This window comes from Erythrobacter ramosus (genome assembly GCF_009828055.1).
GTDB lineage: Bacteria > Pseudomonadota > Alphaproteobacteria > Sphingomonadales > Sphingomonadaceae > Erythrobacter > Erythrobacter ramosus.
Genome location: NZ_WTYB01000001.1, coordinates 1008831 through 1028548, shown reverse-complemented (window position 1 = coordinate 1028548; position 19718 = coordinate 1008831). Strand labels below are relative to the sequence as shown.

Sequence of the window (19718 nt, the reverse complement as noted above, 5' to 3'; positions counted from 1 at the left end):
CCTAGGCCGCGCGGGTCAGCAGCGTCACTTCTGCCCGCCTGAAATCCAAGCTGGCGAGACCTTCGGCCACCAGACACTCCCCCGCCCCAGCCCGCACAGATCCATCGCGCGCGGCAACCTCGCCTGCGAGCGGCAGCACCAGCAGCGCGCCGGCATAGGCATCAAGCGTGGCGGCATCGGGCGCGCCTTCGATCCGGTCGAGCCGGAAATGCGGGCCATCGACGAGCACGGGTCCCCTGGCAATCGAGCGCCGGTGCTCGGCGGCATAGGGCACGCCATCGGCCACCGCGAGCGCGCGCTCCAGATGCAATTCACGCGGGCGGCCATAGTCGTAGAGACGGAAGGTGGTGTCGCTCGTCTGCTGGACTTCGACCAGCGACAGGCCGGGGCCGATGGCGTGGACGGTGCCAGCAGGCAGATAGAACAGATCGCCCGCCCGCGCCGGGTGCCAAGTGAGCAGCGCCTCGATCGTGCCATCCAGCGCGGCGGCTGCGATTTCCTCGGGGGTCACGTCGCGCTCGAACCCGATGGCGAGGCGCGCGTCAGGTTCGGCGTCGAGCACCAGCCAGCACTCTTCCTTACCCGCTTCGCCCGCCTGCGCGGTGTCATCGGAGGGATGGACCTGCACCGACAGCTTTTCAGAGGTGAAGAGGTACTTCACCAGCACCTGCGGCACTTCAGGCGGAGGTTCGAACCAGATCTCGCCGATCCGCTCACCAGCAGGCGCCACGAACGGCGCGGGCAGGACGTCGCGGCCCCAGACCTTGTCGACCATGCGGGTGGGAAGCTGGCGCGCGGTCACTGGTTGACGGCTCCCGGCAGCTTGCCGACCGCTTGTGCGCCGTCCCGCGTGGTGACCAGCACCTCGCCGCCGGAGACAATGATGCAGACATCGGTAAGGCCCACCGCCGAAATGCGCGGGCCATCGCTCATGGCAAAGACGCCGCTGCATTGAGCGAGGTCGGCGCTGCCGCGCACCACATTGCCGGCCGCGTCCGCCTCTCCCGCCAGCGCTTCACCCAGTGCAGCCCAGTTGCCGATATCGGACCAGCCCATGCTGGCAGGCACCATTGCGGCGCGGACGGTGTTCTCCATGACGGCATAGTCGATCGAATCCCCGTCAATCGCGGCAAAGGGTTCAGCCGCCGGGTGGAAGCGCGCGCCATCATCCTTGCCGCGGGCTACTGCATCGCGCACAAGCTGCGCCATCTCCGGGCGGTGCGCGGCGAGTTCGGCCAGCAGGTGCCCGGCGCGGAAGGCGAAGATGCCGCCGTTCCAGCTATAGTCCCCGCTGGCGAGATAGGCCTCGGCCCGTGCCAGATCGGGCTTCTCGACGAATTCGCGGATCGCAAAGCCGCCCGCCAAGGGCTCCCCGCGCCGCAGGTAGCCATAGCCGGTCTCGGGTCGATCCGCCGCGATGCCGAAGCTGACGAGATAGTCTTCGCGTGCCAGTGCCGCTGCGGCCAGCGCGGCGGCGCGGAAGGCGGCGCTGTCAGCGATATGGTGATCGCTCGGGCAGACCAGCATCACCGCATCCTCAGGCAGCAACGCGGCGGCAAGCGCGATGGCAGGGGCGGTGTTCTTGGCCGCCGGTTCGATCACCAGCCGCGCACCGGGCGTATCGCCTAGCTGCGCGAGAATGAGATCCGCGTGGGCCGCACCTGCCACCACCATGGGGGCCGCAAAGCGATCATCACCTGCCACGCGGCGCACCGCCTGTTCGAACAGCGTCTCATCGCTCACCAGCGGCAGGAACGGCTTGGGACAAGCCTTGCGGCTGACCGGCCACAGCCGCGTGCCGCTGCCGCCGCACAAGATCACAGGATGAATCGCAGTCACTCGAATACCCCTCGTTTGGGCAAACCTATAACAACTCGTTGTTCAGAAACGAGTCTGATCTGCATATAATTCCGCCACTTGTCCGATCAGAACCACTGCTGGCGCCAATAGAAGGGTGCAGCGACCGGATTGCCGTTGGCATCGGTCGCCGGACGGAAACCGAGGCGCGCTTCGACCAGCTGGCAGGTGATGCGATCCGCTTCGGGATCAGGACTGGGGCGATAGACAGAACACCCCCGCGCGCGGCCGTCCGTACCGACGGTCACCCGGACGATGACTTGTGTACCGCGCCGCGCGGCACGGCCTCCGGGCGGCACCGGATAGTCGCGCGCATTATCGAGGCTGCCGCTGATGTGGACGGGCTTGGAAACCACGATCCCGCCGCGCCCGCTGCCGCTATTGCCGCTGCCCGTGCCGGTTCCGCTCCCGGCGGCGCCCGTACCGTCGCCCGATGCCGCTGCGCCGGATTGATTCGCTGTCCCGGTCGATGCGGCGCGGGGGAGCGGCCTGTTCTGTTTCACCGGAACGCGCGGCGGCGGACTGGTCACCGGCTGAGCGACCGCTTCACGCCCCGGATCGCCCTGCGCGCCCTCATCGGGTTCGGACTGATTGTCCGGCGGCGGCGGATCGGGCGGCGCGGTGATGGTGACGGTAAAGGTCGACAGCACCTCACGCTCAACCGAGGCGGTGAAATCGGGGGCGAGCGCGCGGGCTAGGCCATAGAGCGCCGCCAGATGCAGCAGCACAATCCCGGCAATCAGCGGCCAGCTCAGCCGCCGCGGACGGGTCTGGAAGGTGCGGTTGTCGGGCATGGGCTGTGGCCTGTCCTCGCGTTCGGTCCATTCCGGATGCGGTTGTCCCCGCAAGCCGCAGGACCGGACTATAGCAGACTGGTAGCAATAGGCGATGGAGCGCACCAATCGCGCGCGCACGGGATCATGACCGGCACGGCAGCCACGCGCCGCCGGATGCCGAAGCGGACTGCGCCCTTGAGGACGCTGACCCGCCGGGTGTGCTCACACGCAAAAAGGCGGCCCGTTGCCGGACCGCCCTTTCGTGTTTCAGCAATCGCTCAGGCGATCAGAAGCGGACGCGAACCCCGAAGCGAACGCCCCACAGCGAGCCGTTGATGTTGGTCGCTTCGTTCGGCGCGCGGAAGCTGGAGTAACGGTACTGCGCACAGGGCTGACCCGGAGTGGTGGCAGCCGCCCCGCCTACGGTCTGGAGGCAGGTCACGTTGACCAACGACGCGGTGTAGGGGAAGCCGACCTGCTGGATCGTGCCCCAGTCCTTGTCGATCATGTTCAGCACGTTCTCGACATCGGCCATCAGTTCCAGCTTGCCGCCGAAGACGAACGGCACTTCCTGACGCACCGAGAGGTCCAGCTTGTGCACCCAGGGAGTCTTGCCGATGTTCTTGTCCGCGATCTGGCCCTGGTAGCCGTTGAGCTCCGAGTTCTGCACGAAGCTCTGGAACGCCGCGAAGGTCGCCTGCGAATCGTAGGTGACCCGCGAGTCGGCCGTGATGCTGCTCACGTCCGGAACGTAGAGCAGACCGCGGCTGCCGCGACCGTTGACACCGAACACCGCCGAACGCCCGTTGGTGGGGTCATTGAAGGTGTGGCTGTAACGCTGGCCCGAACGCAGGTTGTAGAAGAACTCGATACGGGTGTTGTTGTCGCCGAACAGTTCGGCGTCATAGCCCGCGACCAAGCGGAACTGGTGATCGCGCTGGTAGTTGGCGATACCCTGAGCCGCAAAGTTCGGATCGGTGAAGGCAGTGTTGGTGTAGTTCGAGAACGCCACCGACGACGTGCCCGGGTTCTGATCGGTCACATCCTGGAAGGTGTACGAACCACTCACGAAGAAGCCCGAGTCGAAGTCCTTGTCGAAGCGGGCAACGATGTTCCAGCTTTCGCCGAAGCCCGTGTTGGTGAGCAGCATGTCGGTGTTTTCACCGGCCGTGCCAGCCAGCACGTTGTAGCGCGGGCGGCCATCAGGAAGCGTGCCGGCCTGCTCGACCGAGCGCAGGTCAACCCACTCGAGCGCGTCGTTGGTCTTCGAATAGATCACGTCGGTGCCGAAGCGCCAGCCGTCACCCAGGAAGCCGAGATCGGCTTCATAGTCGACCGAGCCCGAGAAGCGCCACTGCGAGGGAACCTTGAAGTTCGGATCGAGCGCGTTGGTCGGGGCGCCCTGGAAACCGGCCCGCCGCACGGCGTCGATCAGCTCCTGGGGCACGCCTGTGCCGCCCGAAACGTTGTTCAGGGTCGCCGCGCCTAGGGTCTGCACCTGGGCGTTGCTGAGGCCGAGAACCGCCTGCTCGGGGATCGAGAAGGTGCCGTTGGCGTTACGACGCACGCGCACGCGCTGGAGCGTCGGCCCCGGGTTCGAGAAGTTGTTCGAGATCCACACCAGCGGGTTGCCGCCGCCGAACAGACCCGCCGAACCGCGGACCTGAAGACGATCGGTCGGCTGCCAGTTGAGGCCGAAGCGCGGCTGGAACAGGTCACGCCCGTTGAGGGTGGCGGTGTTGGCGAAGCCGAAGCGCTGAAGGAAGAACTCGTTGAAGAACGGACGATCCGGCGAATCGAACAGGTCGTAACGCACGCCCGCCACAACCGTCAGGTTGTCGGTGACGTCGATCGTGTCCATCAGGCCGAAGGTCCAGCTGTTGTTCTGGAATTCGGCGGTGACGGTGTCGAGGCCGCCCCGCAACGCCACAGCGTAGTCGAGTTCGTTGGCACGACGCGCCCCGAAATCGGCGACGCTATCAAACAGCCATGCACCCGAAACGCGCTGAGCGAACAGGTTACGGACATCCTGACGACGACGCTCGGCAATCAGCTTGAGGGTGTGGCTTTCGACCTTCAAGGTCGCAGCAAATTCAACCGCCAGCGACTGGCTGTCGAGCTCGTTCGCCTGACGGCTGATGTCCGGACCGAACTGGATGCGCTCCTGACCGGCCGAGCACACAGCCGGAGCTGCACCAACGCCTGTCGCCGGGTTGACCGGGTCGAGACAGACTTGGAACTGGCCAAAGGTCGTGCCGCCAATCGGCTGCTGGAGACGCACGTAATCCGCATAGGACACGCGCAGTTGGGTCGAGAAGTCGTCCGACCACTGGTTGCTCGACTGGATGATCCCGAAGTGGTTGATCGCACCCTGCGTGTAGTTGTTCGACAGCAGGTTGTAGGTCGGGTTGCCGTTACCGATGGCAGAGAGCTGGGCCGTACCGGTCTGGCCGGCGAGCAGCGCCGAATCGTTCCAGATGTAGGTGGCGGTCAGACGGTGACCATCAGCGACGTTCCAGTCGAGCTTGGTGATCAGCTTGTCGTCCTTCTCCACGATGTCGCTGGCAACGCCGAGCGTGTCGTAGTTGTAGACGCTTTGCGCCGTGGCGCTGATCGCGCTGATCTCGGCATCGGTGATGCCGAGCTGCGAGGGATCAACGTCGGCCGGGACCGTGTCACGGGTGCGTTCATAGGTAACCGCGAAGAACAGCTTGTCCTTGATGATCGGGCCGGTGACTTGCGCCACATAGACCTGCGAGTCGAAGGCGCCGAGGCGGGTCAGGTTATCGGCGCGGCTGCCGCGCAGATCGTCGTTCTGGTAGAACGCCGCGCCCATGAAGGTGAAATTGTTGCCACCAGACTTGAGCTGGGTGTTGATCGCACCGCCCTGGAAGAAGCCCTGCTGGATATCGACCGGCGCGGTTTCGACCGAGAATTCGCCGATTGCATCAAGCGGCACGGGACCGCGCGTCGACACGAGGCCGCCCGATTCAAGACCGAAGGGATCGCCGAAGGCCACACCATCGACGGTGAAGCGGTTGAAGCGGTTGTTCTGTCCGGCGATGCTGATCGCACCGTTGTTGGTGGCGTCGAGCGTCACCAACGGATCGCGCGCAGCAAGGTTGCGGATGTCGCGGTTGACGTTGGCCACGCCGGCAATGTCGTTGGCGCTCAGCACGGTTGCGGCGCCGGTGCCCAGCGAGATCGACGAACGGGTGCGCGCGCCGGTGACCACGATGGTCTGGCCCATTTCGGCAAGAGCAACACTGATACGCTGGGCCTGACCGGCAGTCAGAAAGCCGATTTCCTGCGAAGCGGTTTCGAAGCCGTCAGCGGTCACTTCGACGGTGACCGGGCCGCCAAGACGCAGACCGGCAGCGTTGAATCCGCCCGCAGCATCGGTGGTCTGGGTCGACTTGGTGCCCGAGGGAACGTGGGTTACGACCACGGTGGCGCCGACAATCGGGTTGCCGTTCTGGTCAACAACATCGCCGCGAACGGACGAGGTGGTTTCCTGCGCAAACGCCGGAGTGGCGATGGTGGTGGTCGCAGCAAGGCTGACGATGCTCGCCGCAAGGAGATACTTAAGCTTCATGGGTAAAAGCCCCTGTTAACGGTGGAGATGAAGAGGTGATCGAAACGTAATGCGACCTGCCCTAGGCCTGAACGCTTGCGGCAAAGCGACTGTTCTGTGACAGTTTGATGAAACGCCTCACCCCGGCGCGGCGATTCCATAAGGCGAGTCGCGACGAACGCCAGAAAAGTGTAGGTTTAGCGCGAGTTCCATACCTGAGTGTTGCATCGCAGCAACGCCCACAGGGAATTTCTTGAGGCCAATCAATGGGACGAAAAATCGCCCCTTCAGCCGCGATCAGGCGAGGTTGATCTCACGCAGGCGCTGCATCAGGTAATCATGCGCCGTGATCGGCTCCGGCGGGGGATTCGCCGTATCGGCAGCGACGCATTCCGGCAGCGCTTCGATCAAGAAATCGGGCCGGAAATGCAGGAAGAACGGCATCGAATACCGCGCCCGCCGCGAAGCCTCGCCGCGTGGATTGACCACCCGGTGCGTGGTAGAGCGCAGCTTGCCGTTGGTCTGGCGCTGCAACATGTCACCCACATTGATGACCAGCGCGCCCGGCGGCACATCGACCGCGTGCCATTCGCCCGCCTTGGTCAGCAGCTCAAGCCCTGCTTCTTCGGCACCGAGCAATAGGGTGATGGTGTTGATGTCTTCATGCCCGGCGGCGCGGATCGCGCCTTCGGGTGCGCCTTCGCCGAGCGGCGGATAGTGCAGCAGGCGCATTACCGAATTGCCGTCTTCAACGCTCGCCGCAAAGAAATTGCGCGGGCGGCCAAGGTGGAGCGCAATCGCTTCCAACACGCGGCCACCGGCCACTTCGAAGGCGGAGAACAGCGCACTCATCGTTTCGCGGAAGCCTTCGACCTCGGTCGGCCACACATTGGGGGCCATGAACTCTGCCAGCGGGTGGCCTTCGGGCAAGCTGCGGCCGACATGCCAGAATTCCTTGAGGTCGAACACCTCGGCATCCTTGGCCTTTTCGGTGCCGAACGGGGTGTAGCCCCGCGCCCCGCCGCCGCCTTCGATCTTGTAGGCGCGCTTGACCGCGTCGGGCAGCGCGAAGAACGCCTTCGAGACGGCCTCGGCCTCTGCGATCAGGGTCTGGGGGATGCCGTGATCGCGCACCACGGCAAAGCCATATTCGCCAAAGCTGCGCCCCAACTCGTCGGCGATGGTTTCGAGCGGCTGGGTCAGCGAGACGGAAGCAATATTGATCATGCCCGGCCCTTTACACGCGGGGCACCGCGCCTGCCAAGCCCTTCGCGCAGCGCTCAATAAGGCAGGAACAGGCTCGCCAGCGCCGCGCTCATCAGGTTGGCGAGGCTCCCCGCGGCGAGCGCCCGCAGCCCCAGCCGCGCAATCACCGGGCGCTGGTTCGGGGCCAGGCCGCCTGTCACCGCCATCTGGATGGCGATCGACGAGAAATTGGCAAAGCCGCACAGCGCAAAGGTGACGATCGCCCGGCTGCGGTCGGTCAATTCGCTCGGCCCCATCTTGCCGAGATCGATGAAAGCGACGAATTCATTGAGCACGATCTTGGTGCCGAACAACCCGCCCGCGATCTGCGCCTGATCCCAATCGGAAATGCCGATCAGGAACATCACCGGCGCGAACACATAGCCGAGCAATTGCTGGAAGCTGATGCCTTGCAGCCAAGTGGCCACCTCAGGGCTGATCGGCGCGCCGATGCCGTTTGCAAAGTTCACGATCCCGCCGCCGATCCCGGCGAGCATCCCGTTGGCGAGCGCCACCAGTGCGACAAACACCATCACCATTGCGCCCACGGCCACGGCCAGCTTGACGCCGGTCTGGGTGCCTTGCGCTGCGGCTTCGATGATATTGGCGGGGCGCTGGCCTTCCTCGAAGGTTTCGGCCGCGCTCACTTCGTCAGCCTTGGCGCCGCCTTCGAGGATCGAGGCCGGGCCGACCGCGCTGATCCGCGCTTGGGGGAGTTCGACCTGCTGCCCGTTTTCGTCATACATGACGACGCGGGTCGCCTCGGTCAGCGTGTTGGACCCGGCAGCGGCCGTTACGCCCTGGTCGCGCCCGCCGGCGAGTGTGGCATCGTCCGGCATAATGATCTTGGCCATCAGGATCCCGCCCGGCGCCGACATGAACGCCGCCGCCAGCAGGAACGGCACGGCATCCTCACCGATGAAGCTCGCATAGGCGGCAAGGATCGTCCCCGCCACGCCCGCCATCCCGACGCTCATCAGCGTGAACAGGCCCGACGGCGAAAGCGCCGCCAGATATGGCCGCACCACCAGCGGGCTTTCGGACTGGCCGACGAAGATGTTGGCTGCCGCGCCCAAGGCCTCAACCTTGCTGATGCCGGTGACAAAGCCGATCGCCCCGCCCACCCAACGCACCAGCCGCTGCATGATGCCGAGGTGGTAAAGGATCGAGACGATCGCGGCAAAGAACACGATCACCGGCAGCGCGGCGATCACGAAGGTGTTGGCGAAGGGGTTGGTTTCCATCGGGCCGAACACCGACGTGATCCCGACCTTGGAGAAATCGAGCAGCGCGATCACGCCCTGCGACAGCCCGCCGATCACTGCGACGCCGGTGTCGGTGCGCAGCACGATCAGCGCGGTAACCGCCTGCAACGCAAAGGCCGAACCGACCACGCGCAGGTTGATCCTGCGCCGCGCCGTCGACAACGCGAAGGCGATCCCAAGAATGGCGAGCACGCCTGCAAGGCTCAGCAGGATGGACGTGATACTCTCGTTCACGGCAGCAAATTGCCCTTCTTCATGTCGGAAGCGTTAGACCCCTGAAGCCCGCAAGATCGCCTCCCTTGCGCGCAACGGGACTTGGCGTGGCAGTTTGCGCGCGGCGTTGCAAGCGGGGAAGCACTGGAGGCTAAGGCTAACCGGTCACAAAGCACGGGTGACAGGCCGGTGCGCGCCGCTTTCCTTTTGCCGCGGTGCTGGCTAGCACTTGGGTAATGGACCAAACCGATCCCGCACCCGCCGCTGCGACCTCGCCCACTGTCAATATGCCGCTGGGGTTGTTCGTCTTCACGCTGCTGTATGGCGGAATGACGGTGCTGGCCGGCGTGCTGGCGTTCAAGCAGGTGCAGCTTTGGCCGACGAGCCTTGCGGTGGAGAGCGGGATCTTCCCGTTCCTGCTGCTGGTGGTGATTTCGAGCACGCTATCGCAGCTTTATGGCCGCGCAATGGCGCAGCGGATCGTGTGGTGGGGGTTCTTCCCGCTCGGGCTGTCAGCGCTGCTGATGTGGCTGGTGCTGGCCCTGCCCGCCTCGTCCGAGATGATCGCCTTCCGCCCCGATGATCTTGCCGCGTTTGAACGGGTGCACCGTTCGACCTGGCGGGTGTGGATGGCGGGCCCTGCGTCTTACATCACCTCGCTCTTGCTCAATATCTGGATCTTCGACCGCCTGCGCGGGAGCGGGGCCGAGACGACGCTAGGCCTGATGGTCCGCGGCGCGATCGCCTCCGCACTGTCCCAAGCGGTCGATTCGGTGATCTTCATCACCCTGGCGTTCTATGGCGAGTTCGACATCACCGACCTGATGATCGGCCAAGTGCTGGCGAAAGTGTTCCTGAGCCTAGTGCTGGTGCCGTTCCTGATCACCGGCGGCGTCCAGGCCGCACGCTGGCTGGACCGAAAGAAGGAAGGCTGAGGGGCCACCCCAACAACCTCTCGCTAAGCACCGGAACGGCCCGAAGGGCCGCAAGGGCGACCGCCCGCCCGCAGCGACGCGAGCTTCAGCTCGTGTGAGCGAGGATTTCGCAGCCCGGAGGGGCTGCGCAAACAAAAATGGTGGACCCGTCGGGGCTCGAACCCGAGACCTACAGATTAAAAGTCCGTTGCTCTACCAACTGAGCTACGGGTCCACGCTGACGGCTTCGCCGCGTCGCCAGGGGCGACAAGGGCGCTCACCTAGGCAGGGGGCGCGGGCGGGTCAAGCGGGCTTGGGCTTGGGCGACGGTTAAACCGCTGAGCGGATCGCGCCAGTCGGCGGCGATGGTGCAAGCCGGGTCCAGCACGAAGCGCCGCTGCGTGAAGGCCGGGTGGGGGATTTTCAGGTCCACAGAGCGCCACACGCCGCCACTCCACAGAATGATATCGAGGTCCAGCACCCGGTCGCCCCAACGCTGGCCGGGTCGCCGACCGTAAGCGCGCTCGGTATGCTTCAACGCCGCGAGCAGCGCGGTGGGGGTAAGCTCGCTCGAAAGCACCAGTGCGCCATTGGCAAAGCGCCGTTGTGCCGCGCCCATCGGCGCGGTCGCGATCACCGGCGCGCGAGCAGTGACAGTGCCGAAGGCGGCGCATTCTTCCATCGCTGCCAGCACCACGTCCTGCGGGCGGCCATAGAGATGGTGCCGCCGGTTGCTCCCCAGCGCGATCAGATAGGTGCTGGACACCGCGTCAGATGTCCTGCGCGATCCGGCCGTAAAGCTGCGGGCGGCGGTCGCGGAAGAAGCCCATCCCCGCGCGGTGCTTGGCGGCGCGGGCGAGATCAAGCCGGGCGACCAGCACGCCGGTTTCGCCCGCACCATATTCGGCAAGGTAATCGCCCCATTCATCGGTGATGAAGGAGTGGCCGTAGAAGTTCTGCGCACCCGCACCCGGCCCTTCCGACCCGATCCGGTTGGCAGCGACGACCGGCATGCAGTTCGATACCGAATGCCCGATCATCGCGCGCCGCCACATTCGGCTGGTGTCGAGGTCCGCGTCATAAGGCTCGGAGCCGATTGCGGTCGGGTAAAGCAGCAATTCCGCCCCCATCAGCGCCATGACGCGCGCGCATTCGGGATACCACTGATCCCAGCAGATGCCGACGCCGACGCGGGCGATGGCACCATCCTCGCCCGGCACGTCCCACACCTTGAAGCCATCATTGCCGGGGCGGAAATAGTACTTTTCCTCGTACCCCGGGCCATCAGGAATATGGCTTTTGCGATAGGTGCCCTGCACCGCCCCGTCCGGGCCGATCATCGCCAGCGTGTTGTAATAGTGATGCCCGTCCCGCTCGAAGAAGCTGGTGGGGATCGTCACCTTCAGCTTGGCGGCGAGCGCCTGCATGGCGATCACGCTGGGATGCTGGAGCGTCGGGCGGGCGAGCGCAAACAGCGCCTCGTCTTCCTCGCGGCAGAAATAGGGGCCGGAGAACAGCTCAGGCGGCAGAATCAACTGCGCGCCCTGCGCCGCAGCCTCCTCGACCAGCGCGGCGACGGCGGCAATATTGGTGTCTTCGTCCTCGGAACCCAAGGACAGCTGTAGGGCGGCGACAGTAATTGCGGTCATGCCGCCGCCCCTACCCCATTACTTGGACTTCTTGAAGAGCAGCGTCATCCGGTCGCTTTCGCCCTTGTCCTTCAGGTCTTCGCGCTTGGTCGCGAGCGTCGGGGGCATTTCCCACACGCCTTCGGGGTGATCGGCAGTGTCCTTGGGGTTGGCGTTGACCTCGCTCGATGCGAGCAGTTCAAAGCCTTGGAGACGCATGAAGTCGATCACGTCCTGCTGCTTCATGTAGCCCTTGGTGCCATTGGCATAGGACCACGGCGCATCCGCCTTGGCGCGGTGCTGGACGATGCCGAGCAGTCCGTCGTCCTTCAACAGCGCGCGCATCGCGCGGATTTCGGTGTCGGCGATGCCGCCATTGGTGATGCCGTGCATCGCGCGGATCACCAAAATGCGGTCAAAGGTGCCCTTCTGCTCGGCGGCCTTGTCCATCGTAAGGCCGCTGAACCTGTCCGCCGGAAGACCGGTGTAGCCAGCCACTTCCGCGCCGAAGCCTGCCGCCTGGTCACGGATGCGCTGCTGGCGGGCCGGATCGGCGGTGGCGGTAAGCGGGTTTGCATAAAGGCCGACCAATTGCCCCTCACCGCCCAGATAGTGGCCGAGCAGGCGCGAATACCAGCCGCCGCCGGGCGAATATTCACCAACCTTCATGTGCGGGCCGACATGGAAGAACGCGAGCACTTCGGCGGGGTGGCGGTGAACGTCACGCACCTTGTCTTCGGCGCGCGAGGGGTGGTTGAGCGCGCCCGACACGGCCTCGCCATGCATTTTGTTGAAAGCGGCGGTGTCGAGGACGTGGGCATCGCCGTGCTCGGCATGGGCGGCGTGGCCTGTGTGCTGGTGTGCCAGCAGCGGGGCAGCCACAGCAAGCGCGCTCGCAGCGGCGACAAGGATCAGTTTCTTCATGGGGTCTCTCTCCGGAGGTGGAAATTTCGCTCGCCAACGCATGGCAATTGCCACTTGCTAGCCTATTTGTGGCCAATACCAATGGAGATTTCGATGAGCAACTTGGACACGGCGATCATTGCAGGCGGCTGCTTCTGGTGCACCGAGGCGGTGTTCCGCGACGTAGTGGGCGTCACGTTGGTCGAAAGCGGCTATATCGGCGGGACGAAGCCCAACCCGACCTACAAAGAGGTCTGCACCGGCACCACCGGCCACGCCGAAGGGATTCGCGTCACCTTCGATACGGATGTGATCGGCCTGCCTCAGATTTACGACGTGTTTCTCGGCACGCATGATCCGACGCAGCTGAACCGGCAGGGCGGCGATATCGGCACGCAGTACCGCTCGGCGATCTTCCCGCTGTCGGACGCGCAGGGCGCCGAGGCCGAAGCGGCGATTGCGCGCTGGAACGCCGACAATGGCAAACTGGCCGTCACCACCATCGAAGGCCTGTCGGGCGGCGAGCAAACCGCTGAGTGGTATCCGGCTGAGGACTACCATCAGGAATATTGGGACGGCGAAGGCCAGCGCAACCCCTATTGCCTCGCGGTGATTCCGCCCAAACTTATGAAATTGCGTAAGTCGTTTCAGAAGTACGTGAAGTAAGTTGCCCCCCGTCCCGGGCTTGACCTGGGACGGGGACGTTACTTCACCCACCGCGCCACAAAGAACCCATCCAGCCCGCCTTGGTCGGCCAGCATCCCCGGATGCGTCCGCAGCCAGCCCTCTGCCGTCGGCGTTAGCCCAACGGGCAGCTCCGCCGCCGTGATCGGCATCGGCGCAAGGCCCAGCTCGGCGTCGATCCACGCCGCCTGCTGCTCGCCTTCCTCTTCTTCCAGCGAGCATACAGCATAGACCAGCACGCCGCCGGGATTGAGCCATTCCGCCGCCTTCGCAGCGAGCGCGCGTTGCAGTTCGACCATCTCGGGAATCTGCCGCGCGCCGATGCGGTGGAGCACATCGGGGTGGCGACGGCAGGTGCCCGTTGCGGTGCAGGGCGCGTCGATCAGGACTGCGTCGAAGCGGTGTTTCGGCTCCCACGTCAGCGCATCGGCGCGGACGGGCGAGGCTTTCAGGCCCGTGCGCTTGAGGTTATCCTTCAGCAGGTCGAGCCGCCGCTTTGAACTGTCGAGCGCGGTGACGTTCCACCCCGCCGCTGCCAGTTGCATGGTCTTGCCGCCCGGCGCGGCGCAGAGGTCGAGCGCGCTGCGGCCGTCACCCGGCCCCAGCAATCGCGCCGGGATGGACGCGGCGAGATCCTGCACCCACCAGTCGCCGGCCTTGTAATCGGCAAGGCTCTCCACCGCCGCACCGCGCGGAAGGCGGACATGGCCGGGGGCGAGCGTCACGCCGCCCATCGTAACGGCGCGCGTTTCGGTCTCGGCAGCGTCCTTGAGCGCAAGGTCAAGCTCGGGCGGGAAGGCGAGGCCCGGCGCGATCGCGGCGGCTTTGTCCGCGCCCCAGCGTTCGGTGACACGTTCGGGCAGAGTCGGGACTTCGGGCAGCACGCCCACACCGGGCTTCACCAGCGCCGAGAACACGCCGTGAGCGAGCCTGCGCGGGCCGCCCGCCAGCAACGGCAGCCCGGTCGCGATCACCGCGTGCGGCGGGGTGTCGAGCCGCAACGCCTGCGCCAGCATGATCCGCAGCACCATCCGCGCCTTGGCATCATCAGGCAGGTTCTGCTTGGTCGCGCTGTCGATGAGCGCATCGAGGTCGGTCAGCCAGCGCAGGGTCTCCCCCGCAATCGCTTTTGCCAGCGCGCGATCCGGCGCCTTGCGGACATCGCCGAGCGCGCCGCCTTCGGCCTGTTCAAGCGTCTCGCCCCGCCGGAACACGGCATCAAGCAGGCGAAGCGCGGCGCGGCGCACGGGAAGTCCGGGGGTGGCTGACATGAGAGGCCTCTAGAGCATCGCGCGAAAAAGTGGGAACCGGTTTTTCGCTCCCCGGCGATGCTGGCCAGAGCGCCCGCCCCTAACCTTCCTTGAAACAAAGTGCCAGCATAGGCATTTGAAGACCATGACCAAACAGAAGTCCGAAGCCGCCAAGGCCTTCAAGAAGCCCGCTCACTGGACCAATGATCCGGTGCCCGCGCCGAAGGTGACCGATCCGCTCAAGGACGAACCGCGCGAGCTTTCCCCCACCCGCTACGGCGATTGGGAGAAGGACGGGATCGCCTGGGATTTCTGAGACGAAGTTGACAAAGTTGACAGGGTGTCAAGCGGCATTTCGACGGATTTCTGATTTGAATTCAGAAGATTAAACCAAAAAATCGAAGTTGACACTTTGCCTGCGGCGGGGGGGGAGGCCCCGCCAGGGGGTGAGAGGGCTGACCATGGGAAAGGACGATGGGAAAGAACGCCTCTCGCTATCGCATCTGCACCGCGTAGGAAATCCCGCTAGAGCGGCGTGAAGGTCACCTTCAACCCATCCTTGGGCTGCGGAATCGGCCAGTCCTGCCATTCGGGGTTGTAACCCGTCGCCGCCTCGATCCGGTAGCGCTGGAGCAATTGCGCCAGCAGGATCTTCACCTGCATATAGGCAAAGTGCAGGCCGAGGCACATATGCGCCCCGCCGCCGAACGGCACCCAGGCGTATTTGTGGCGGGCCTTCACCTGCTCCGGCGTGAAGCGCAGCGGATCGAAGGTGAAGGGGTTCTCCCAATACTCCTCGGAATGGTGGGTCCAGTAAATATTGATCCCGACCATCGCGCCCGCCGGAATGCGATACCCGCCATATTCGAATTCGCGCAAAGCCCGGCGCGGCATGGAAGGCACCGGCGGGATCATCCGCAACGATTCCTTGAACGCCATTTCGGTGAGATCCAGCTTCGTCAGATCATCGTAATCCAACGGGCGGGGATTGCCGTCCCCATCCGGCCCGCCGGTCACCGCCATGATCTCCTCGCGCAGCTTCTCCTGCCACACTGGATTGGTGGCGAGATGATAGATCAGCGAGGTGGCCGACGACGTGATGGTGTCATGCGCCGCCATCATCAGGAAGTTCATGTGATCGACCACCTCGTCGACCGGCAGCAGCGAGCCATCTTCGCGCGTGGCGGTGGCGAACTGGCTGAACATGTCCTGCCCGCCGCCTTCCTTGCGCCGCCGCAAGGTTTCCTTGGTGAAATAGTCGACGAGGAACGCGCGGCCATCCACGCCCTTCTTCATCTTGGTGAAGGGCAGCGGCTTACGCACCGGCGCGACCGAGGCCTGCACCATGTCGACGAAGGCTTCGTTGATCTTGTCGGCTTCCGGCCCCCACGGCAGACCGATAAAGCTGTCAGCGGCGAGATCGAGCGTCAGCTTCTTGATCGCCGGATAGAACTCCTTCGGCCCGGCCCAGCTGGCGACTTCGCGGGCGATGCCGCGGTTCAGCGCGCCCGAATAGTGCCGCATCGGTTCCGGCTTGAAGGCGATCGAAAGCGCACGGCGGTCGATCCGGTGATGGTCGAAATCCATCAGCATCAGCCCGCGCGGGAACAGCTGGTCAAGCACTGGGCCCCAGCCCTGTTCGCTGGAGAAAATCTTGTCCTTGTTGAACAACAGCAGCTCGTTCGCCTCGGCCCCGATCAGCGCGATCTGCCAGCCGCCGAAGGCGCGATTGCGATAGACCTTGCCGTGGGTCTTGATCATCCGCTCGGCAAAGGCGTGCGGGTTGGCGAGCATGGTAAAGGTGTTGCCGACCACCGGCCAGCCCGCCTCACCCGGGATATGCGCGAGGTCAGCCTCGGTCAGGCGCAACTCGCTCCAGTGGCGCGGCGCATTGGCGGGCGCGGTGTCAGGGGACTGCGGGGCTTCGGCAAGGGTAGCCATGAGGGTCTTGATGCTCCGGTGAAGGTTCGGATTCGCAACTGACTCTGATGTAAATACTCCGCGCGGTCAAATCCAGCCGGAAAGCTCGCGGTTCAGCATGGCCTCGATCATCTTCAGCCCATCATCCGAGGTGTTGAGGCAATCGAGCACGGCATAGTCCTCGCCCCCATGCTCGATGAATTCATCGCGCCCTTCCAGCGCAAGTTCCTCCAGCGTTTCGACACAATCCGCCGCAAACCCGGGGGCCGCAACCACCAGCCGCTTGGTGCCCTTGTCGCCTTCGGCCATCAGCGTCGCATCGGTTGACGGCTCAAGCCACGCCGCCGGGCCGAACCGCGACTGGAAGGTGGTTTCAAACCGGACGCCTTCGAATTCGGGCCGTGTCGCCAGCTCCTCGCGCAGCAATCGCGCGGTCTTGGAGCAGTGGCAATAATAGGGATCGCCCTTTTCCAGCGTCTGCTGCGGCATCCCGTGGAAACTGAGCAGCATCACTTCAGGCTTGAAGGTCAGGGCGCGCACCTGCCGGGTCAGGTCATCTGCCAGCGCAGCGAGGAACGTCGGCTCGTCATGATAGGGCGGCACAAAGCGCAGCGCGGGCTGCCAGCGCATTTTCTTGAGCACGCGGGCGACCTCATCGAACACGGTCGCGGTCGTCGCGGCGCAATATTGCGGATACATTGGCGCGATCAGGATGCGGTCGCAGCCGTCGGCCATCAGGGCGGTCATGCGGCTTTCGATCGAGGGGTTGCCGTAACGCATCGCCCAATCGACCACGACCTTGTCACCAAACCGCCCGACCATCGCTTCGGCCTGCCGCGAGGTAATGTCGGCCAGCGGCGATCCGCGATCGGTCCAGATCTTGGCATAGGCCTTCGCGCTTTTCTGCGGGCGCGTGTTCAATATGATCCCGCGCAGGATCAGCTGCCACGCGATCGGCGGAATCTCGACCACCCGCGTATCCGACAGGAACTGCTTGAGGTATTTTTTGACCGATTCCGGATCAGGCCCGTCAGGCGTGCCGAGATTGATCAGCAACACGCCGATCTGGCCGCTTTTGGCGGGAGGATGGTCGCCCGGAAGGCGCTGGGTCTGCCAGGTCATAGCCCGCCTAACGGTCGGCAGGCGTTTCGTTTCCGGGCAAAGTCCATCGCCCGGACGCGGTGTGGCAAAAATGTGCGGGTCATATGCCGTCCGAAAGTAGGGGCAGGCGTCTCAGGCGCAACCCTGTAGCCGAAAACAGTGCATTGGCAATCGCAGGCGGGGCGACCACCGTGCCCAGTTCTCCGGGATCGGCGGGCGGGGCTTCGCTGGCGATAAACTCGATCCGCATCTCCGGACAATCGGCGAGCACCGGCAGGCCAAGCGCGGAATCATCGCCGCCTTCTGGCAGGCCGCCGCGCAGCCGCAGCGCATTGCCGAGCGCGATGCCCATGCCGAACACCAACCCGCCTTCGATCTGCTGCTTGGCGATGTCGTGATTGACGATCCGGCCAATGTCCGCCGCGACCGAGAGCCGGATCACCCGCACGCCGCCTTCACCCTGACGCGCGGTGGCAACGCAGGCGATGCGACCTGCTTCCGGCCCCTCACCGATTCGGGCGCAGGCGAGGCCCTGTCCGCTCTGGTCCGCGCCGCCATCCCACCCGGCCAGCTGCGCCGCGCGCTGAAGGCAGGCGGCGAGCCGGACATCGCTCCCCAGCATCGACATGCGGAACGACAGCGGCTCACGCCCGGCCTTGGCGGCGATCTCGTCGATGAAGCTTTCGATGGCGAACACAGTCGGCCCATAGGCATTGCCGCGCACCCGGCCGACCGGCAGCCCGATCTCGACTGGAACGTGCTCCACCAGCAGTGCCGGCAGCTGATAGGGCGGCACGGCGCCTTCGCAGGCGAGCGGATCAGGCTCACCACTGGTTTCGCGGATCGCGGCCATGCTGGTGAGATTGCCGAACAGGCGCTTGCCGAATTCGAGAGCAGCGGGCGGCGTGGCGATGCGGATGCGCATCGCGTCAATCGCGCCGCCTTCCCCGCTCGCCCCGCCTTTGGCCAGCTGCGCGCCGAGCAGCAGCCAGGCAGGCGCACGCGGGCGGGCGCGGATCAGCTCGTCACGACGCGGCCAGGTCAGCTGCACCGGGCGGCCCAGCTCCTTGGCGATCAGCGCGATTTCAATGGCGTGGTCATGTTCCAGCCGCGCATCGAAGCTGCCCCCGGCGGGCATGGGGTAGAGGGCCACGTCCTCAGTGGAAATACCGATCGCGCGGGCGGCGGCAATACGCGCCTGTTCGGGCGCCTGGCTCGCGATCCACAGATCGAGCCGCCCATCGGCATAGCGCGCCGCAGCGGTCGCGGTTTCGACCGGAGCGGCATAGGCGGGCTCAACCTCGTAGCGGCGCCCAATGTCGACCCGCTGGAGCGCCTCGCCGCCATAGCCGGTCTCGGCAATGGTATGGGCCTCGCCGCCGGTCAGCGCCGCATCGAGCTTCGCGGCGATCTCGTTGCTGTTGACGGGGGTGGGGTTGGCGAATTTGGGCTTCATCGCGGCGAGAGCCTGGTCGGCGCTCCACCACGTATCGGCCGCGACCGCGAGCCAGCGCTTGCTTTCGACGATCCCGGCCAGCCCTTTGATCCCGGCGGCTCCCTTGGGGTTGAACCCGGTGAGTTCCGATCCGTCGACCGGCCCGTGGCGGATTGAGGCGAACACCATCCCCGGCAGGCGCACGTCACCGGCAAAACGGTAGGAGCCATCAACCTTGGAGGGCAGATCAATCCGCGGGAAAGCGGGTGCGCCGTCGACATCGGCAGGCAGCGGCTTTTCGCGCGGAGGCTCGGGACGCAGCGGCGGGAGGTCGGGCGGGGTGTATTCCGCCGCGGCCTCCGCCAGTTCGCCAAAGCTGGCGCGCTTGTCGGTGTGCGTCACGAAGCCGCCTTCGACCTCGCATTCCTCCCACGCGACACCCCAGCGCGACGCGGCCTCCTGCGCCAGCATCGCCCGCGCGGCGGCAGCGGCTTCGCGGCAGGGCTGTTCATAGGCGGAGAGCGAGGTGCCATCGGCGGTGGCATTGAAGCGCTGCGCCCCGGCAAAGCGCGCCGCGATCAGCGCATCGGTGCTGCCAGACAGCCCGGCACCGAACGGATCCCACAGCGCCATCCACTTGGTCGCCAGCGGAATATTGGCATAGGCTCCCGAAACTGGCGCAGGCTCGACCGCGATCTGCCGCCAGTCCGCGCCCAGTTCATAGGCGACGATCTGCGGCAGCAGCGTGGTGATGCCCTGCCCCATCTCGAGCTGCGGCACGGCGACGGTCACCACGCCGTCATTGGCAATCTTGAGCCATGCGCCAAACACGTGCTCGCCGCGCGCCGGAACCAACGGGGTCGCGTAGTTGCGCGGCATCAGCCACCAGGCGACAATCAGACCGCCGCCCGCCGCTGCCCCTGCCAGCAATCCGCGCCGCGTCAGCCCCATCC

General features: G+C 65.3%; 16 protein-coding genes and 1 tRNA gene. 3 read left to right on the top strand and 14 right to left on the bottom strand.

Annotation, left to right across the window (positions count from 1 at the left end):
- Position 1: 1 nt before the first annotated feature.
- The 6 genes from GRI59_RS05200 to GRI59_RS05175 form a co-directional block, all read right to left on the bottom strand.
- A complete protein-coding gene (locus GRI59_RS05200; protein ID WP_160760437.1) occupies positions 2–775 on the bottom strand; it encodes a class I mannose-6-phosphate isomerase in 774 nt (257 codons plus the stop codon).
- Between the two features lie 23 nt (positions 776–798).
- On the bottom strand, positions 799–1839 hold the full coding sequence (locus tag GRI59_RS05195; RefSeq protein ID WP_160760091.1) for a sugar phosphate nucleotidyltransferase: 1041 nt from the start codon (positions 1837–1839) through the stop codon (positions 799–801).
- An 86-nt stretch (positions 1840–1925) separates the two neighbouring features.
- Positions 1926–2651, bottom strand: a complete 726-nt coding sequence (locus GRI59_RS05190; RefSeq protein ID WP_160760090.1) for a TonB family protein — start codon at positions 2649–2651, stop codon at positions 1926–1928.
- 268 nt (positions 2652–2919) lie between these two features.
- The gene (locus tag GRI59_RS05185) at positions 2920–6228 is read right to left on the bottom strand and encodes a TonB-dependent receptor (RefSeq protein ID WP_160760089.1); all 3309 of its coding nucleotides are present in this window, start codon (positions 6226–6228) and stop codon (positions 2920–2922) included.
- A 276-nt stretch (positions 6229–6504) separates the two neighbouring features.
- Positions 6505–7434, bottom strand: coding sequence for an isopenicillin N synthase family dioxygenase (locus tag GRI59_RS05180; RefSeq protein ID WP_160760088.1), 930 nt, complete (start codon positions 7432–7434; stop codon positions 6505–6507).
- A gap of 53 nt (positions 7435–7487) precedes the next feature.
- Complete coding sequence (locus GRI59_RS05175; RefSeq protein ID WP_337190235.1) at positions 7488–8951, bottom strand: NupC/NupG family nucleoside CNT transporter; 1464 nt, start codon at positions 8949–8951, stop codon at positions 7488–7490.
- Positions 8952–9166: 215 nt separating this feature from the next.
- On the opposite strand from GRI59_RS05175, the gene GRI59_RS05170 reads away from it, so the two are divergent.
- Positions 9167–9865 carry a queuosine precursor transporter gene (locus GRI59_RS05170; RefSeq protein WP_160760087.1) on the top strand — a complete coding sequence of 233 codons (699 nt, stop codon included), beginning with the start codon at positions 9167–9169 and terminating at the stop codon, positions 9863–9865.
- 138 nt (positions 9866–10003) lie between these two features.
- Here the strand turns inward: GRI59_RS05170 and GRI59_RS05165 are convergent.
- The 4 genes from GRI59_RS05165 to GRI59_RS05150 form a co-directional block, all read right to left on the bottom strand.
- Positions 10004–10079: transfer RNA gene (locus GRI59_RS05165), tRNA-Lys, on the bottom strand.
- A 42-nt stretch (positions 10080–10121) separates the two neighbouring features.
- Positions 10122–10610 carry a 2-amino-4-hydroxy-6-hydroxymethyldihydropteridine diphosphokinase gene (gene folK / locus GRI59_RS05160; protein ID WP_160760086.1) on the bottom strand — a complete coding sequence of 163 codons (489 nt, stop codon included), beginning with the start codon at positions 10608–10610 and terminating at the stop codon, positions 10122–10124.
- 4 nt (positions 10611–10614) lie between these two features.
- Positions 10615–11493: an N-carbamoylputrescine amidase gene (aguB, locus tag GRI59_RS05155; RefSeq protein ID WP_160760085.1), complete on the bottom strand. Its 879-nt coding sequence runs from the start codon at positions 11491–11493 to the stop codon at positions 10615–10617.
- Positions 11494–11511: 18 nt separating this feature from the next.
- A complete protein-coding gene (locus GRI59_RS05150) occupies positions 11512–12396 on the bottom strand; it encodes a class I SAM-dependent methyltransferase (protein ID WP_160760084.1) in 885 nt (294 codons plus the stop codon).
- Positions 12397–12489: 93 nt separating this feature from the next.
- Between GRI59_RS05150 and msrA the strand changes: the two genes are divergently transcribed.
- Positions 12490–13041, top strand: coding sequence for a peptide-methionine (S)-S-oxide reductase MsrA (msrA, locus tag GRI59_RS05145; protein WP_160760083.1), 552 nt, complete (start codon positions 12490–12492; stop codon positions 13039–13041).
- A 38-nt stretch (positions 13042–13079) separates the two neighbouring features.
- On the opposite strand, the gene GRI59_RS05140 is transcribed toward msrA, so the two are convergent.
- On the bottom strand, positions 13080–14330 hold the full coding sequence (locus tag GRI59_RS05140) for an RsmB/NOP family class I SAM-dependent RNA methyltransferase (protein ID WP_160760082.1): 1251 nt from the start codon (positions 14328–14330) through the stop codon (positions 13080–13082).
- A gap of 124 nt (positions 14331–14454) precedes the next feature.
- Here GRI59_RS05140 and GRI59_RS05135 point away from each other — a divergent pair, with 124 nt between their 5' ends.
- Positions 14455–14625, top strand: coding sequence for a DUF1674 domain-containing protein (locus tag GRI59_RS05135; RefSeq protein ID WP_160760081.1), 171 nt, complete (start codon positions 14455–14457; stop codon positions 14623–14625).
- A gap of 209 nt (positions 14626–14834) precedes the next feature.
- On the opposite strand, the gene GRI59_RS05130 is transcribed toward GRI59_RS05135, so the two are convergent.
- The 3 genes from GRI59_RS05130 to GRI59_RS05120 form a co-directional block, all read right to left on the bottom strand.
- The gene (locus tag GRI59_RS05130) at positions 14835–16250 is read right to left on the bottom strand and encodes a cytochrome P450 (RefSeq protein WP_160760080.1); all 1416 of its coding nucleotides are present in this window, start codon (positions 16248–16250) and stop codon (positions 14835–14837) included.
- A gap of 66 nt (positions 16251–16316) precedes the next feature.
- On the bottom strand, positions 16317–17351 hold the full coding sequence (hemH, locus tag GRI59_RS05125) for a ferrochelatase (protein ID WP_160760079.1): 1035 nt from the start codon (positions 17349–17351) through the stop codon (positions 16317–16319).
- Positions 17352–17430: 79 nt separating this feature from the next.
- On the bottom strand, positions 17431–19716 hold the full coding sequence (locus tag GRI59_RS05120; protein WP_160760078.1) for a molybdopterin cofactor-binding domain-containing protein: 2286 nt from the start codon (positions 19714–19716) through the stop codon (positions 17431–17433).
- Positions 19717–19718: the final 2 nt, after the last annotated feature.

Excerpts from the sequence above, each read along its gene's own strand:
- GRI59_RS05200 (WP_160760437.1), bottom strand. The coding sequence starts at position 775 with ATGGTCGACAAGGTCTGGGGCCGCGACGTCCTGCCCGCGCCGTTCGTG.
- GRI59_RS05190 (WP_160760090.1), bottom strand. The coding sequence starts at position 2,651 with ATGCCCGACAACCGCACCTTCCAGACCCGTCCGCGGCGGCTGAGCTGG.
- GRI59_RS05185 (WP_160760089.1), bottom strand. The coding sequence starts at position 6,228 with ATGAAGCTTAAGTATCTCCTTGCGGCGAGCATCGTCAGCCTTGCTGCG.
- GRI59_RS05180 (WP_160760088.1), bottom strand. The coding sequence starts at position 7,434 with ATGATCAATATTGCTTCCGTCTCGCTGACCCAGCCGCTCGAAACCATC.
- GRI59_RS05170 (WP_160760087.1), top strand. The coding sequence starts at position 9,167 with ATGGACCAAACCGATCCCGCACCCGCCGCTGCGACCTCGCCCACTGTC.
- aguB (WP_160760085.1), bottom strand. The coding sequence starts at position 11,493 with ATGACCGCAATTACTGTCGCCGCCCTACAGCTGTCCTTGGGTTCCGAG.
- GRI59_RS05150 (WP_160760084.1), bottom strand. The coding sequence starts at position 12,396 with ATGAAGAAACTGATCCTTGTCGCCGCTGCGAGCGCGCTTGCTGTGGCT.
- msrA (WP_160760083.1), top strand. The coding sequence starts at position 12,490 with ATGAGCAACTTGGACACGGCGATCATTGCAGGCGGCTGCTTCTGGTGC.
- GRI59_RS05140 (WP_160760082.1), bottom strand. The coding sequence starts at position 14,330 with ATGTCAGCCACCCCCGGACTTCCCGTGCGCCGCGCCGCGCTTCGCCTG.
- GRI59_RS05135 (WP_160760081.1), top strand. The coding sequence starts at position 14,455 with ATGACCAAACAGAAGTCCGAAGCCGCCAAGGCCTTCAAGAAGCCCGCT.
- GRI59_RS05130 (WP_160760080.1), bottom strand. The coding sequence starts at position 16,250 with ATGGCTACCCTTGCCGAAGCCCCGCAGTCCCCTGACACCGCGCCCGCC.
- hemH (WP_160760079.1), bottom strand. The coding sequence starts at position 17,351 with ATGACCTGGCAGACCCAGCGCCTTCCGGGCGACCATCCTCCCGCCAAA.
- GRI59_RS05120 (WP_160760078.1), bottom strand. The coding sequence starts at position 19,716 with ATGGGGCTGACGCGGCGCGGATTGCTGGCAGGGGCAGCGGCGGGCGGC.